Below are 14703 nucleotides of genomic sequence, written 5' to 3'. Positions count from 1 at the left end.
TCAATCGGCCTTGATCCCCCGGCTCTGGATCAGCTTGCCCCATTTATCGCGTTCCTTCACCTCGAAGGCCGCCAGATCCGCGCCGAACAGGTTGCCCGGCGTGGCGCCGCCTTGCGCCAGCGACTGCTTCAAGGCGGGCGATTGCAGCGCCTCTTTCATCGCCGCGATCAGCTTGTCCACCACCGGCGCGGGCGTGCCGCGCGGCGCATACAAGCCGGACCACGCAGTGACCTCGAAGCCCGGCAGCCCGGCCTCGGCCATGGTGGGCAGATCAGGGGCGGCGGGGCTGCGTTCGGCCGACGTGACCGCAATGCCGCGCAGCCGGTCACCCGCCTTCAGCGCCGCCATCGAGCTGGGCAGGTTGTCCATCAGGATATCGACCTGGCCGCCGATCACCGCGGGGATCGCGGCCGACGAGCCCTTGAACGGCACGTGCAGCATCTGCAGGCCCGCCATCGACTCGAAATACGCGCCGGTCAGGTGCACCGACGAGCCGATGCCCGGCGACGCATACGAATACTTGCCCGGGTCCTTCTTCACCGCCTTCATCACGTCGTCCAGCGTGCGCCAGGGCGAGCCCGCCGCCACCGCCATCACATTGGGCGTGGACGCGATCATGCCCAGCGGCACCAGGTCGGTGGCGGGGTTGAAACCGATGTTGCTGTACAGGAATTGATTGACGCTCTGGGTACCCACCGAGCCCAGCACGATGGTGTAGCCGTCCGGCTGCGCGCGCGTTGCCGCGGCCACGCCCAGGTTGCCGGCCGCGCCCGGCTTGTTCTCGACCACGATGGACTGGCCCAGCGCCGCCCGCATGTGCTCGGCGATGGTGCGGGCGAAGATGTCGGTGGTGCCGCCCGGCGGGAACGGCACGATCAGGGTGATGGGCCGCTCGGGCCAGGCCGCGGCCGCGGGTGCGCAGACCGCCATGGCGCCTGCCGCCACGGCCATGCCGGCGACGGCCAGGCGAGCGGACGCGCCGCCCGCATTTGCACGAAAAAACCTGCCCATCCTCTTCCCCTTCACAAGAAGTGTTCGATTGATCAAACGGAATCCGGCGCCACGGTACTTCGCGATGCGGACGGGCCGGCCAGGCGTGGCACGTAGCGCGTCCCGGGCGGCAAGCCCAGCGTGACCAGTTGGTCACTTTTGACGCATTAGGAACCCGCGGCCCTGGCTTGTCAATCGGGGGAAGGAGAGGTTAGGCGTTATCCCTAGGGTTGGGCTGAGGGGGTTGCCGCGGGCGCAGGCGTCGGGCTGGCCGCCGCAGCGGGCGCTGAGGCGTCAGTGGCCGTCGCGCCCGGCGACGCGGGTGCTGTGGCCGTGCCGGACACCGCCCCCAACCCGTCCCACCCGCCGCCCAGCGCCACGATCAGGTTCACGCTGGCCACCAGGCGGTTGCCGTACAGGCTCAGCGCGCTGCGCTCGTTGCTGAGCGCGGTGGCATCCACCACCGCCACGCTCAGGTAGTCGACCAGGCCGGCCTTGTACTGGTTCTGGATCAGGCGCAGCGATTCGCGCGCCGATTCCAGCGCACGGCGCTGCACGGTCTGCTCGCTTTCCATCACGCGCAGCTGGATCAGGTAGTCCTCGACCTCGCGCAGCCCGACCAGCGCGGCCTGCCGATAGGCCGCCGCCTGGGCGTCATACGAGGCCCGCGCCTGTTCGACCTGGGCCTCGCGTGCGCCGCCGTCGAAAATGGTCAGCGCCAGCGCCGGACCCAAGGACCAGAAGCGTGCCGGCGCCGTCAACAGTTCGGCGAATTCGCCGTTGCGGAAGCCGCCATTGGCCGACAGCGTCAGGCTGGGGAACCAGGCCGCCTGCGCCACGCCGATCTGCGCATTGGCCGCGGCCGCGCGGCGCTCGGCAGCCGCCACGTCGGGCCGGCGTTCGAGCAATTCGGACGGCAGGCCCACCGGAATCTGCGGCAGCTGCACATTGAAGGTCGCGGGCGGCAGCGTGAAATGCGACGGTGCCTGGCCCATCAGCACGGCAATGGCGTGCTCGTACTGGCCACGCTGCCAGTCCAGGTCAATGGACTGCGCGCGGGTGCTTTCCACCTGCGTGCGGGCCACGGCCACGTCCGACTGCCCCACCACGCCGACGTTGTAGCGGTTCTGCGTCAGCTGCAGCGACTTCTCGTAGGCCGCCACGGTGGCATCGAGCAGGCGCTTCTGTTCGTCCAGCACGCGCAATTGCAGATAAGCCTGCACCAGCGCAGCCTGTGCGCTCAGGCGCGTGGCGGCCAGGTCGGCCAGGCTGGCCGCGGCGCTGGCCTCGGACGACTCGACGCTGCGGCGCACGCGGCCCCACACGTCCAGCTCCCAGCTGACATTGCCGGTCAGCGAATACTGGTTCGACACATTGCTGCCGCCGCTGCCCCCCGATGATGACGACGAAGATCCGCTGCCCCCGCCGCTGCCTGAGCGCGTCAGGCCCGCGCCCGCGCCCACCGTCGGGAAGAAGCCCGCGCGCGCGCCGCGCACCAGGCCCAGCGCCTGCCGGTAGTTGGCCTCGGCCTGCGCGATGGTCTGGTTCGATGCGTTCAGGCGCGTCACCAGGTCGTTCAGCGTGGCATCGTCATATACGCGCCACCACTGGCCGCGGTCGGCGTCGTCGCGCGGCTGGGCCCGCTTCCAGCCCGGCACCTCGACCTGGCCTTCTTTGTAGGCCGCGCCCACGTCCAGCGCCGGGCGCTGGTAATCAGGGCCGACGGCGCAGGCGCTCAGCAGGGCGCACAGCGCCAGTACGGCGCCCGCGCGCGGCAGGGTTGCGTAAGAAGAAGGCTTGGCGTTGCGGATCATATTTGTTCTATGGAAGCGTCGCCGCCCGTTCGCCGGGTGCGCCCGCGCGCGGCCCAGAGACGGAAACGGTCTAGATAAAGATAAACCACGGGGGTGGTGTACAGCGTCAGGATCTGGCTCAGCACCAGCCCGCCCACGATGGTAATGCCCAACGGCTGGCGCATCTCGACGCCGGCGCCGGTGGCCACCACCAGCGGCAGCGCGCCGAAGATCGCCGCCATGGTGGTCATCATGATCGGACGAAAACGCGTCAGGCAGGCCTGGAAGATGGCTTCGCGCGGCGCCATGCCCTGGTTGCGCTCGGCATCCAGCGCAAAGTCCACCATCATGATGGCGTTCTTCTTGACGATGCCGATCAACAGAAACACCCCGATCAGCGCGATCAAGGTGAAGTCGGTGCGCACCAGCAGCAGCGCCAGCAGCGCGCCCAGCCCTGCCGACGGCAAGGTCGACAGAATCGTCAGCGGATGCACGAAGCTTTCGTACAGGATGCCCAGCACGATGTACATGGTGACCAGCGCGGCCAGGATCAGCCACGGCTGCTGCGCCAGCGTCTGCTGCAACGCCGCCGCCGTCCCCTGGAAGCCGGCCTGGATCTGGTCCGACGGCAGGCCAATGCGCGCCACGGCCGCATCGATGGCCGCCGTGGCCTGCCCCAGCGACACGCCGGGCGCCAGGCTGAACGACACCGTGTCGGCCACGAACAGCCCCTGGTGCTGCACGCTCAGCGGCGCATTGGCGTTCTCGAAGCGGGCAAACGCCGCCATCGGCACGCGCGCGCCGGTAGACGTGATCACTTCCACCTGCTTGAGCGATTCGATGTCCTGCGCGAATTTCGCGTCCACCCCCAGCACCACGTGGTACTGGTTCAGCGGCCCGTACATCACCGACACCTGGCGCTGGCTGAACGAATTGTTCAGCACCGTCGAAATCGTCGACATGCTCACGCCCAGCCGCGTGGCGGCCTCGCGGTCGATCACCAGATTGATCTCGCGGCCCTTGTCCTCGACGTCGGTGTCCACGTCGGTGATCTCGGGCACCTTCGACATCGCCAGCTGCACCTTGGGCATCCAGGTGCGCAGCAGTTGCAGGTCGCCCGACATCAGCGTGTAGTCGTACGAGCCCTGGCTCTGCCGGCCGCCGATGCGGATGTCCTGCTGCGACACCAGGAACATGCGCGCCCCGGGCATGTTCTGCAGCCGGGCGCGCAGGCGGTTGATGACCTGGTCGGCCGACACCTGGCGTTCGCCCAGCGGCTTGAGCTGGATCTGCATGAAGCTGCTGTTGCTGCCGCCACGCCCACCGGCATAGCCGGTCATGCTTTGCACGGCCGGGTCCGCCAGCACGATCTTGCGCAGCGCATCCAGTTTCGGGATCGTGGCCTGGAACGACGTGCCCTGGTCGACCCGGAAAAAGCCCAGCAGCTGGCCGGTGTCCTGCTGCGGGAAAAAGCCCTTGGGCACGACGGTGTACAGGTAGACGTTCAGGCCCACCGCCGCGGCCAGTATCACCATCATCAGGCGGCTGTGCGCCAGCGCCCAGGCCAGGCTGCGGCGGTAGCCGTCCTGCATCCAGGCAAAGCCGCTTTCGGCCCAGCGCGCCAGCCGGCCGGGCGGTTCGGGTTCCTTGGGTTCGGGTTTGAGCAGGCGGGCGCACATCATGGGCGTCAAAGTCAGCGACACCACCAGCGACACCATGATGGACGCCGACAGCGTCACGGCGAACTCGCGGAACAGCCGCCCCACCACCCCGCCCATCAACAGAATGGGAATGAACACCGCCACCAGCGACAGGCTCATCGACAGCACGGTAAAGCCGACTTCGCGCGAACCGCGCAGCGCCGCCCGCATGGGCGACATGCCGTTCTCGACGTGGCGCATGATGTTTTCGAGCACCACGATGGCATCGTCCACCACGAAGCCGGTGGCGACAATCAGCGCCATCAGCGAAATGGTGTTCAGCGTAAAGCCGCACAGATACATGATGCAGAAGGTGCCGATCAACGATACCGGCACCGCAATGCTGGGAATGATGGCCGCCCGCCAGCGCCGCAGGAACAGCAGCACCACCAGCACCACCAGGCCCACCGCGATGATCAGCGTCAGCTCGGCCTCGTGCAGCGACGCGCGGATGCTGGGCGTGCGGTCCTGGGCCACGGTCAGTTGCACGTCGGCCGGCATCAGCGCCAGCAGCACGGGCAGTTGCGCCCGCACCGCGTCCACCGTCTCGATGATGTTGGCGTCGGCCTGGCGCCGCACGATCATCAGGATGGCATTGCGTTCGTTGTAGAAGCCGGTCTGGTACAGGTCTTCGACCGAATCCTCGACCTTGGCGACGTCCGACACGCGCACCGGCGCGCCGTCGCGCCAGGCCACGATCAGCGGCCGGTATTGCTCGGCGCGGCTGAGCTGGTCGTTGACCATGACCTGCCAGTGATAGCGGTCGTTTTCCAGCACGCCCTTGGGCCGGTTGGCGTTGGCATTGGCCAGCGCGGTACGCACGTCGTCCAGCGACACGCCGCGGTTGGCCAGCGCGCCCGGCAGCACGGTCACGCGCACCGCCGGCAGCGAACTGCCGCCCACCGTCACTTCGCCCACGCCGTCCACCTGCGACAGCTTCTGCGCCACGATGGTGGATGCCAGGTCGTACATCTTGCCCTGGCTGAGCGTGTCGGACGTCAGCGCCAGGGTCATGATGGGCGCGTCCGACGGGTTGGACTTGTGATACGTGGGGTTGCTGCGCAGGCTGGTCGGCAACAGCGAGCGGGCGGCGTTGATGGCCGCCTGCACGTCGCGCGCCGCCCCGTTGATGTCGCGCGACAGATCGAACTGCAGCGTCACGCGGGTCGAGCCCTGCGTGCTGCTGGAGGTCATTTCGGTCACGCCCGCGATGCTGCCCAGCGAACGTTCCAGCGGCGTGGCCACGCTGGAAGCCATGGTCTCGGGGCTGGCCCCCGGCAGGCTGGCCGACACCGAGATGGTGGGAATATCCACCTGCGGCAGCGGCGCCACCGGCAGCAGGAAAAACGACAGCATGCCCGCCAGCACGACCGCCAGCGACAGCAGCGTGGTCGCTACCGGCCGGACGATGAAGGGGGCCGACAGGATCATCGCGCGTCCCCGGCGCGGGCCTCGCGCATGCCGCGCCAGCGCCGCGACATGCGGTCGAACATCAGGTAGATCACGGGCGTGGTGAACAGCGTCAGCACCTGGCTGAGCAGCAGGCCGCCCACCATCACCAGGCCCAGCGGCTGGCGCAGTTCAGCGCCGGTGCCCGACGACAGCATCAGCGGCAGCGCACCGAACAGCGCGGCCAGCGTAGTCATCAGAATGGGCCGGAACCGCAGCAGCGCCGCTTCATGGATCGCCGCGCGCGGCGACAGGCCGCGCTTGCGCTCGGCGTCCAGCGCGAAGTCGATCATCATGATCGCGTTCTTCTTGACGATACCGATCAGCAGAATGATGCCAATGATGCCGATCATGTCCAGCTCGGTGCCGCTGATCAGCAGCGCCAGCAGCGCCCCCACGCCGGCCGACGGCAACGTCGACAGGATGGTGATGGGATGGATGTAGCTTTCGTACAGCACGCCCAGCACGATGTACATGGTGACGATCGCCGCCAGGATCAGCCACAGCGTGCTGGTCAGCGAATTCTGGAATGCCAGCGCGGCGCCCTGGAAGCGCGTCTCGACGCTGGCCGGCATGCCGATCTCGGCCTCGGCCGCCGTGATGGCCTCGACCGCCGCCGACAGCGATGCGCCGCGCGCCAGGTTGAACGACACCGTCACCATCGGGAACTGATCCAGCCGGTTCACGGCCAGCACCGTCTTGCCTTCCGTGATGCGGGCAATCGACGACAGCGGCACCTGCGCCCCGGTCGAGGTCGGCACGTGGATCTGCCCCAGCGAGGCCGGGTTCATCTGGAATTGCGGCTGCACTTCCAGCACCACGCGGTACTGGTTGGACTGGGTGAAGATGGTGGAGATCAGGCGCTGGCCAAAGGCGTCGTACAGCGCCTCGTCCACCACCGCCGCCGTGATGCCCAGGCGCGAGGCCGCATCGCGGTCGATCTCGACCCAGGTCTGCAGGCCGTCGTCCTGCAGGTCGTCGGTCACGTCTTTCAAGCCCGGCACCTGGCGCAGGCGGTCGATCAGCTTGGGGGTCCATTCGCTCAGCACCGCCAGGTCGGGGTTGGACACCGTCATCTGGTACTGCGTGCGGCTGACCCGGTCTTCGATCGTCAGGTCCTGCACCGGCTGCATGTACACCGTCAGGCCGTCCTGCTTGGCAAACGACTGCTGCAACCGCGCCATCACGGTGGCCAGGTCGCCGTTGCGCTCGGCCTGCGGCTTGAGCGCGATCTGCATGCGGCCCGCGCTGAGCGTGGCGTTGCTGCCATCCACCCCGATGAACGAGGACACCGCCTGCACGTCCGGATCTTCCAGCGCCAGCCGTGCGGCGGCCTGCTGGCGGTCGGCCATGGCGGTGAACGAAATCGATTGCGGCGCCTGGGTGATGGCCTGGATCAGGCCGGTATCCTGCTGCGGGAAAAAGCCCTTGGGCACCAGGATATACAGCAGCACCGTCAGTGCGAAGGTCGCCAGGGCCACCAGCAGGGTCAGCGGCTGATGGCGCAGCACCTTCTGCAGCATGCGGTCGTAGGCGGCAATGACGCGGTCGATGAAGGCGCCGGTGGCCTGGTGGAAGCGGCCGTGCTTCTGCTCGGACTCGGCGCGCAGCAGGCGCGCGCACATCATCGGCGTCAACGTCAGCGAGACCACCAGCGAAATCAGGATCGACACCGCCAGCGTGATGGCGAACTCGCGGAACAGCCGCCCCACCACTTCCGTCATGAACAGCAGCGGAATCAGCACCGCGATCAGCGAGAACGTCAGCGAGATCAACGTGAAACCGATCTGCGAGGCGCCCTTGAGCGCGGCCTGCAGCGGCGTTTCGCCCTCTTCGATGTGGCGCGCGATGTTCTCGATCATGACGATGGCGTCGTCCACCACGAAGCCGGTGGCAATCGTCAGCGCCATCAGCGTCAGGTTGTTGATCGAGAATCCAGCCAGATACATGATGCCGAACGTGCCCACCAACGACAGCGGCACCACCACGCTGGGAATCAGCGTGGCCGTGACGCTGCGCAGGAACACGAAGGTCACCATCACCACCAGCGCCACCGCCAGCAGCATCTCGAACTGCACGTCGGCCACCGAATCGCGGATGGTCTGGGTGCGGTCGGACACCACCGTCACATCCAGCGTCGCCGGCAGCGCGGCGCGCAGCTGCGGCAGCAGCGTCTGGATGCGATTGACCACGTCGATGACGTTGGCGCCCGGCTGGCGCTGTATGTTCAGCAAGATGGCCGGCTTGTCGCCCGCCCAGGCCGCCTGGCGCGTGTCTTCGGCGCCTTCCACGGCGCGCGCCACATCCGACAGGCGCAGGGGCGCGTTGTTCTTGTAGGCAATGATCAGGTCGTTGTAGTCGGTGGGCGACTTGAGCTGGTCATTGGCGTTGATGGTGGTCGAGCGCAGCGGCCCGTCCAGGTTGCCTTTGGGCTGGTTGACGTTGGCGCCCACTACCGCGGTGCGCAGGTCCGTCAGCCCCAGGCCGTTGGCCGCCAGCGCCTGCGGATTGACCTGCACCCGCACGGCCGGGCGCTGCCCGCCCGCCACGCTGACCAGGCCCACCCCGGGAATCTGCGACAGCTTCTGCGCCACCCGCGTATCGACCAGGTCGCGCACCTGCGGCAGCGGCATGGTCGGCGAGGTGATCGCCAGGGTCAGCACCGCGGCGTCGGCCGGGTTGACCTTGTTATAGGTCGGCGGCACCGGCAGGTCGCTGGGCAGCAGGTTCGACGCGGCGTTGATGGCCGCCTGCACCTGCTGCTCGGCCACGTCCAGCGGCAGCGTCAGGTTGAACTGCATGGTGATGACCGACGCGCCGCCCGAACTGGTGGACGACATCTGGTTCAGCCCCGGCATCTGCCCGAACTGCCGCTCCAGCGGCGAGGTGACCAGCGAGGTCATCACGTCCGGGCTGGCGCCGGGGTACAGCGTGGTCACCTGGATGGTGGGGTAATCGACCTCGGGCAGGGCCGAGACCGGCAGCAGGCGGTAGGCGATGAAGCCGGCAATCAGGATGGCCACCATCGACAGCGTGGTGGCCACGGGCCGCAGAATGAACAGGCGCGACGGGCTCACGGCGATACCCCTGGCTTACCGGGTGGCCGGCGTGGTGCCCGCCGGGGCGCCGCCGCCCAGCGACTTGTCCTTGGGAATCACCTCGGCGCCGCCCACGACCTCGACCTTGGCGCCGGCGCGCAGGCGGTCGGTGCCCTCGGTCACGACGCGGTCACCGGGCTGCAGCCCTTCGTTCACGGCCACCATGCCATTGTTGATGGCGCCCAGCTTGACCTGCTTGACCTGCACGGTGTTGTCGGCCTGCACCTGGAACACGAAGGCGCCGGCCGATCCCTGCTGGATCGCCGCCGTGGGAATCGCGGTGACGTCCTTGCGCGTCAGCACGTGCAGGCGCACGTTGACGAACTGGTTGGGAAACAGCGCGTCGTCCTGGTTGTCGAACTTGGCCTTCAGCTTGAGCGTGCCGGTCGTGACGTCGATCTGGTTGTCCAGCGTTTCCAGCTTGCCGGCCGCGATGCGCCGGGTGTCAGCGCGGTCATAGGCCTCGACCGCCAGGGTCTTGCCCTGGGCCAGTTCGGCGCGCACTTCGGGCAGTTGGGTTTCGGGCAGCGTGAACACCACCGAAATCGGTTGGGTCTGGGTAATCACCACCAGGCCGTTGGTGTCCGAGCTGGACACCAGATTGCCGCGATCGACCTGGCGCAGTCCCAGGCGGCCGCTGATCGGCGCGGTGATGCGGGCGTAGTCCAGCTGCAGGCGCGCATTGTCGACATTGGCCTGGTCGCTTTTGATGGTGCCTTCGTATTGGCGCACCAGCGCGGCCTGGGTGTCGACCTGCTGCTTGGCGATGGAATCCTGCTTGAACAGGGCCTGGTAGCGTTGCAGGTCGCGACGCGCGTTCTCGAGCAGCGCCAGGTTCTGCATCTGGGTGCCGCGGGCCTGATCCAGCGCCACCTGGAAGGCGCGCGGGTCCACCTGCGCCAGCAGGTCGCCGGCCTTGACCATCTGGCCTTCCTGGAACGGCACGTCCACCAGTTCGCCGCTGACGCGGCTGCGCACGGTGACGGTGTTGTAGGCGGTCACGGTGCCCAGCGACTTCAGGAAGATGTCGATGTCCTGCGTGACAGCGGTGGCTACCCGTACCGGCACGGCCAGGTTGGCCATGGCCGCCGCCATGTTGGGCCGCCCGCCGCCGGGGCGTCCGCCGCCCGCGCCGCCCGGCTTGGCCGCCGGCCGCAGCGCCACCCAGGCAATGCCGGCCACCACCAGCAAAAGCACCCCTAAACCGATGATTCTGCGGCGGGTCCAGCGGGAGGTCGGGGAAACGGGACGGCTATCGGACATGGGAAACGGTTCCGGCACTGACGGAGAAAGCCGTATTGTGTACTAGACAGGCGTCATTTCAGCGATTGGCCGTTACGACTGAAATAGGGCGCAACAGGAATCGGGGCACGATGGGCGGGTACGGCCATCCGGGGGTCCGGCCATCCGGGGTACGGCCATCCGGGGTACGGCCATCCTGGGCCGGCCCTTCAGGTCAGGAATTGCAGAGCGTCATCTGGAACGGGACGTCGCGGGCGACCTGCTGGGGCTTGAATTCGCCGTCCTGCGTCGAAAAGCGGATCCAGATCATGTACTTATTGGCGCTGATCTCGGGAAACGCGCCCTGGGTCGGGTCGACCCACACGCGCAGCAGCTGGAACTGCTTGCCGGCCAGCATCTGCTGGTAGGCACCCTGTTCGGCCACGATGTCGGTCTTGCGGCCGGACTCGCGCAACAGCCGCAGCGCCAGCGTCAGGCCGTCGTAGAGCGGCCCGAAAGGCGCCAACCAGGCTTGCAGGTCGGCGCAGCGCGCGGCTTCGGACTTGTGCTGCCAGGCGTAATAGGACGGCATGTCGACCTGGGTGGCGCCACCGGGCACCGACAGGCGGCCGCGCAGGCTGGTCAGCCACTCGTTTTCGCGCAGCGATTGGCCGGTCTTGCCGGGCGCGGCCAGGGCCGCGGAGACTTTTTCAAGTTCGCGCAGCATGCCTTCCAGCGCATCCTGCGCCACGCCAGGGTGGTCGCGCAGGCCCATCAGGGCCACGCGTTGGCGTTCCAGGTCTTGCAGCACGGCGCCCTTGACGTCGGTGCGTTCGCACGCGTCGAGCAGATCGAACAGGGACGTGACGGCGACCTGGTGCTGGCGTGAGTCTCCCTCGCGGGCAAAGAAGAACAACCTGTCGAACAGGTATTCAAGCCGCAGGTAAGCGCGGATGCGCTCATTGAAGGGATATTCGTAAACAATCACGCTTGTAAACAGGCCCATCAGAGGTCGGCCTGAAGGCCGAGATTATTCAGGGGTGCCGGCCAAGCCCTGGGCTTGCCGGCCCGTCGTGGCCGCCAGCGCCAGCCAGCGATCATGCAGGGTCTTCGCCTGCGCGCGCAATTGTTCTGGAGAGGTCGCACCGTCGTTAATAATGACGTCGTCGGCGACGGCCAACCGGCTTGCCCGCGCAGCCTGTGCCGCCATGATACGCCTGATGGCAGAGTCCGTCAGCCCGCTGCGCGAACGCACGCGCGCCACTTGGGTTTCCGGGTCGCAATCGACCACGCAGATGCGGTCGACGCGGCTGCGCCAACGGTCGATCGACTCGACCAGCAGCGGCACCACGAACACCAGGTAAGGTCCTTGCGCGGCCGCGGCCTGGCGTTCGGTTTCCTGGCCGATGACCGGATGCAGCAAGGCTTCCAGGCGCAGGCGAACCTGCGGATCGGCAAAGGCGCGCTCGCGCATCCAGTCGCGGTTCAAGGCGCCGTCGGCCGTCAATGCGCCGGGGCCGAATTCGCGTTCGATGGCGGGCATCGCGGCGCCGCCTGCCGCCGTCAATGCGCGTGCGATCTCGTCGGTGTCGACCACCGATGCGCCCCATTCCCCCAGCATGTCGGCCACGCGCGATTTGCCGGAACCGATGCCGCCTGTCAGGCCGATATTGAACATGTGCGTCATTCCTTGCTTACTTGAACGGTAGCTTGAACGGTAGTCTGAACGGCAACGCCTGCATCGGCCGGGTACCCAAAGCGGGCTTGTCTGTTTGTGGCTGGTCCACGGCCCGCGTCTGCGTTACGGCCCGTCTCAACGCAGCAACCAGTTAAGGCCCTGCTCGCCACCCAGGAGCAGCACCACTACGCCAGCCAGCGCCAGATACGGTCCGAACGGCAGAGCCTGCCCGCGGCTGGCGCGGCCACTGAGCGTTTGCGCCCCGCCGATCACCACGCCCACCACCGACGCGCCCAAGAGCAGCATCGGCAAGGCGCCCACGCCAAACCAGGCGCCCAGCGCGGCCAGCAGCTTGAAATCGCCAAAGCCCATGCCCTCGCGCCCGGTCAGCAGGCGGAAGGCATGAAAGATAACCCACAGGAACAGATAGCCGGCCACCGCGCCCACCACCGCCAGTTGCAGCGTGGTGAAGGCATCGAACAGGTTCACCAGCAGGCCGGCCCAGGCCAGCGGCAGCGTGATCGAATCGGGCAGCAGGGTGGATTCCAGGTCGATCCAGGCCAATGCCACCAGCGCGGCCGACAGGCCCATGGCGCACAGCGCGATGGGCGTGGCGCCGAAGCGCCAGGCGCACGCGGCAAACAGCACGCACGTGGTCAGTTCAATCGCGGGATAGCGCCAGCCGATCGCGCCATGACAGGCGCCGCAGCGGCCCCGCAGCGCCAGCCAGCCCACGAGCGGCAGCCGCCGCCAACCGGCCACGGGGGCTTCGCAATGCGGGCAGTGCGAAGGCGGGGCCAGCAAGCCGTAGTCGGCCGGCGGCCGGGCCTTGCCCACGGCGTCCAGGCACTGCGCCTGCCACTCGCGTTCCATCATGCGCGGCAGCCGGTAGGTCAGCCGGGTCAGCCAGCCGCCCACGAACAGGCCGGCCAGTGCCGCCAGGCCAATGAAGCCTGCCAGGGGGATCGGAAAGACATGCCACAAGGCGGTCATGCGGGGCCCCGCGACGCGGCCTGCCCTGCCGAACATCCGGCATTTTCGGCAAAACGGCAGGCTTGCCGCCAGGGACCGTGTCGTAATTTGTGCATAAAGGGCGAACAGTGTCTTTCGGGGTGTGGGGGAACGTATCGAATCTTCGCATAAGTGCGTAAAATCGGAGACAGACTCAACTTACGGATCAGCTGCCATGGCCGCGCGCGTCGATATCCTCTCCCGCCCCCGCAAACTCAGCATCGTGGGGCTGCTGTTAGCGGGCACGGTACTGGGCGCTGCCGGCTGCGCCCAGCAACGCACCGAAGGCTACTACGACCCACCGGTCGAAAGCACGGTTACCGACGCCCAATACCAGGGCTCGGGCGCCGGCTATCGCACCGTGCTGCGCGCGCCTTCGCAAGTGCAGATCGCGCTCAAGCCCGACCAGAAGAAAACCCAGGCCCAATCCGGCCAGCCCGCCCAGGGCGGCAACGTCACCGAAGACGGCCAGGCCGTACCGGAAGGCGCGGAAAGCGTTTCGGCATCGTCGGCCGGTTCGGCGCCCGCACCGGTCACCGCCCCCGCGGGCGGTGCGACCCAAAGCGCCACGGCCAACAGCCTGGTGCCGCAACCGCAAACCTATATGGGCACCCTGCCGTGTTTCTCGCCCGCCATGCAATGCACGGCGCAGCGCGTCACGCTGACCCTGGCGCCCAACGGCCGCTGGCGCGGCCGCACCGCCTACCTGGAAGACGCCGCCAAGAAGGCCGCCCCGGTGGTGGAACAAGGCTGCTGGGACGCCACCGACGAACGCCCGCCGCGCGTCATCCTGCTGGACGGCCAGGGCAATGTGCGGGTGGAATTCCTGGTGGCCGCCAACAACGTGCTGCGCGTGCGCTCCATCGGCGGCCAGACGCCCAACCTGAACTACAACCTGACCCGCCAGCCGGATCTGGACCCGATCGACGAACTGGCCAAGGCCAACGCGCCTCAGTGCCCCTGAACCTGACGGGCCGGGTATTCGCCCTGGCCTGAGCCGCGCGGTTCCCATCCAGGGCCTACCGAACCTTGTGTTCGCCAGGCCCTGAATTTTGGGCGAACGCCAATCGTATGTAAGCACACACTTACTTCCAAGATACCAATTTAATTGGGTTCATGGAAATGACCGGGCTCTGCATCACCGCTCGCTGCATCATCGGCGTCCATGCCACCGACGTCTATGCCGCCACCTTTTGTGCCACCCGCCTGCGTGTCAACCGCCGACGGCGCCGGCCGGGTGGCGTACCCCGCTGTCGCGTCTTGCGGTTCATGCAGTTGGTACGCCGCCGATTGAGCCGTGGCCCGACCACGGGGGAACTCAGGGGATGCCTGGTGAAGGGGCCAGGGCAGTGACCCGGGCCTTGGCGGCAAGGACGGCGCCAGGGAAGGCGCCAGAGGGTCTTCGCGTGTGATGCCCAGCACCGGCGATGCGCCCGAGCGGCCATGGGCGCACAGCCGGCAGGCCAGTTGCATGGCATTGCGCGCCCGCAGTTTGGTGAAAATACGGGCGCGGTGGGATTCCACGGTGCGCAGGGAAATGCCCAGGTCGATGGCGATGACCTTGTTGGGGCGGCCCGCCGCGACGTAGGCGACGATTTGCCGCTCGCGCGGGGTCAGGGCGGACAGGACGGCATCGAGGTCGGGACGGGGTGTCTGCATGGAAAGACTCGGCTCTGCAATGAAGGATTGCAGTGAGTCTGCCCGGCACCCGACAGCGCCGTAAGCTGGCAATTCTGACAGGGGTGCCCACGCCCCCCAGTCAT

Annotated in this window: 10 protein-coding genes; 1 reads left to right on the top strand and 9 read right to left on the bottom strand. The window is 67.6% G+C overall.

The window, feature by feature from the left end:
• The 8 genes from U858_RS0111100 to U858_RS0111065 all read right to left on the bottom strand — a co-directional run bounded on the left by U858_RS0111100 (nt 1) and on the right by U858_RS0111065 (nt 12922).
• On the bottom strand, nt 1-1011 hold the full coding sequence (locus U858_RS0111100) for a tripartite tricarboxylate transporter substrate binding protein (protein ID WP_025137229.1): 1011 nt from the start codon (nt 1009-1011) through the stop codon (nt 1-3).
• A gap of 203 nt (nt 1012-1214) precedes the next feature.
• On the bottom strand, nt 1215-2804 hold the full coding sequence (locus tag U858_RS0111095) for an efflux transporter outer membrane subunit (protein WP_025137228.1): 1590 nt from the start codon (nt 2802-2804) through the stop codon (nt 1215-1217).
• Nucleotides 2801-5914 carry a multidrug efflux RND transporter permease subunit gene (locus U858_RS0111090; protein ID WP_025137227.1) on the bottom strand — a complete coding sequence of 1038 codons (3114 nt, stop codon included), beginning with the start codon at nt 5912-5914 and terminating at the stop codon, nt 2801-2803. The genes U858_RS0111095 and U858_RS0111090 overlap by 4 nt, the downstream gene beginning before the upstream one ends.
• Nucleotides 5911-9009 carry an MdtB/MuxB family multidrug efflux RND transporter permease subunit gene (locus tag U858_RS0111085; protein WP_025137226.1) on the bottom strand — a complete coding sequence of 1033 codons (3099 nt, stop codon included), beginning with the start codon at nt 9007-9009 and terminating at the stop codon, nt 5911-5913. The genes U858_RS0111090 and U858_RS0111085 overlap by 4 nt, the downstream gene beginning before the upstream one ends.
• A 15-nt stretch (nt 9010-9024) precedes the next feature.
• Nucleotides 9025-10293: an MdtA/MuxA family multidrug efflux RND transporter periplasmic adaptor subunit gene (locus U858_RS0111080; RefSeq protein WP_025137225.1), complete on the bottom strand. Its 1269-nt coding sequence runs from the start codon at nt 10291-10293 to the stop codon at nt 9025-9027.
• Between the two features lie 193 nt (nt 10294-10486).
• Complete coding sequence (gene zapD, locus U858_RS0111075) at nt 10487-11239, bottom strand: cell division protein ZapD (protein ID WP_025137224.1); 753 nt, start codon at nt 11237-11239, stop codon at nt 10487-10489.
• Nucleotides 11240-11281: 42 nt separating this feature from the next.
• Nucleotides 11282-11929, bottom strand: coding sequence for a dephospho-CoA kinase (gene coaE, locus U858_RS0111070; protein ID WP_025137223.1), 648 nt, complete (start codon nt 11927-11929; stop codon nt 11282-11284).
• Between the two features lie 135 nt (nt 11930-12064).
• Entirely contained in the window at nt 12065-12922 is an 858-nt protein-coding gene (locus tag U858_RS0111065; protein WP_029953736.1) for an A24 family peptidase, read from the bottom strand.
• A 193-nt stretch (nt 12923-13115) separates the two neighbouring features.
• Here U858_RS0111065 and U858_RS0111060 point away from each other — a divergent pair, with 193 nt between their 5' ends.
• Nucleotides 13116-13904 (top strand): copper resistance protein NlpE N-terminal domain-containing protein, encoded by a 789-nt coding sequence (locus U858_RS0111060; RefSeq protein ID WP_025137221.1) that lies wholly within the window; start codon nt 13116-13118, stop codon nt 13902-13904.
• Between the two features lie 140 nt (nt 13905-14044).
• Here U858_RS0111060 and U858_RS36360 read toward each other — a convergent pair whose 3' ends face one another.
• Nucleotides 14045-14599, bottom strand: coding sequence for a response regulator transcription factor (locus U858_RS36360; RefSeq protein ID WP_025137220.1), 555 nt, complete (start codon nt 14597-14599; stop codon nt 14045-14047).
• Nucleotides 14600-14703 lie beyond the last annotated feature (104 nt).

It is taken from the genome of Achromobacter sp. DH1f (assembly GCF_000633435.1).
Classification (GTDB): Bacteria; Pseudomonadota; Gammaproteobacteria; order Burkholderiales; family Burkholderiaceae_B; genus Achromobacter; species Achromobacter deleyi.
This window is presented reverse-complemented; position numbering and strand designations above follow the sequence as displayed.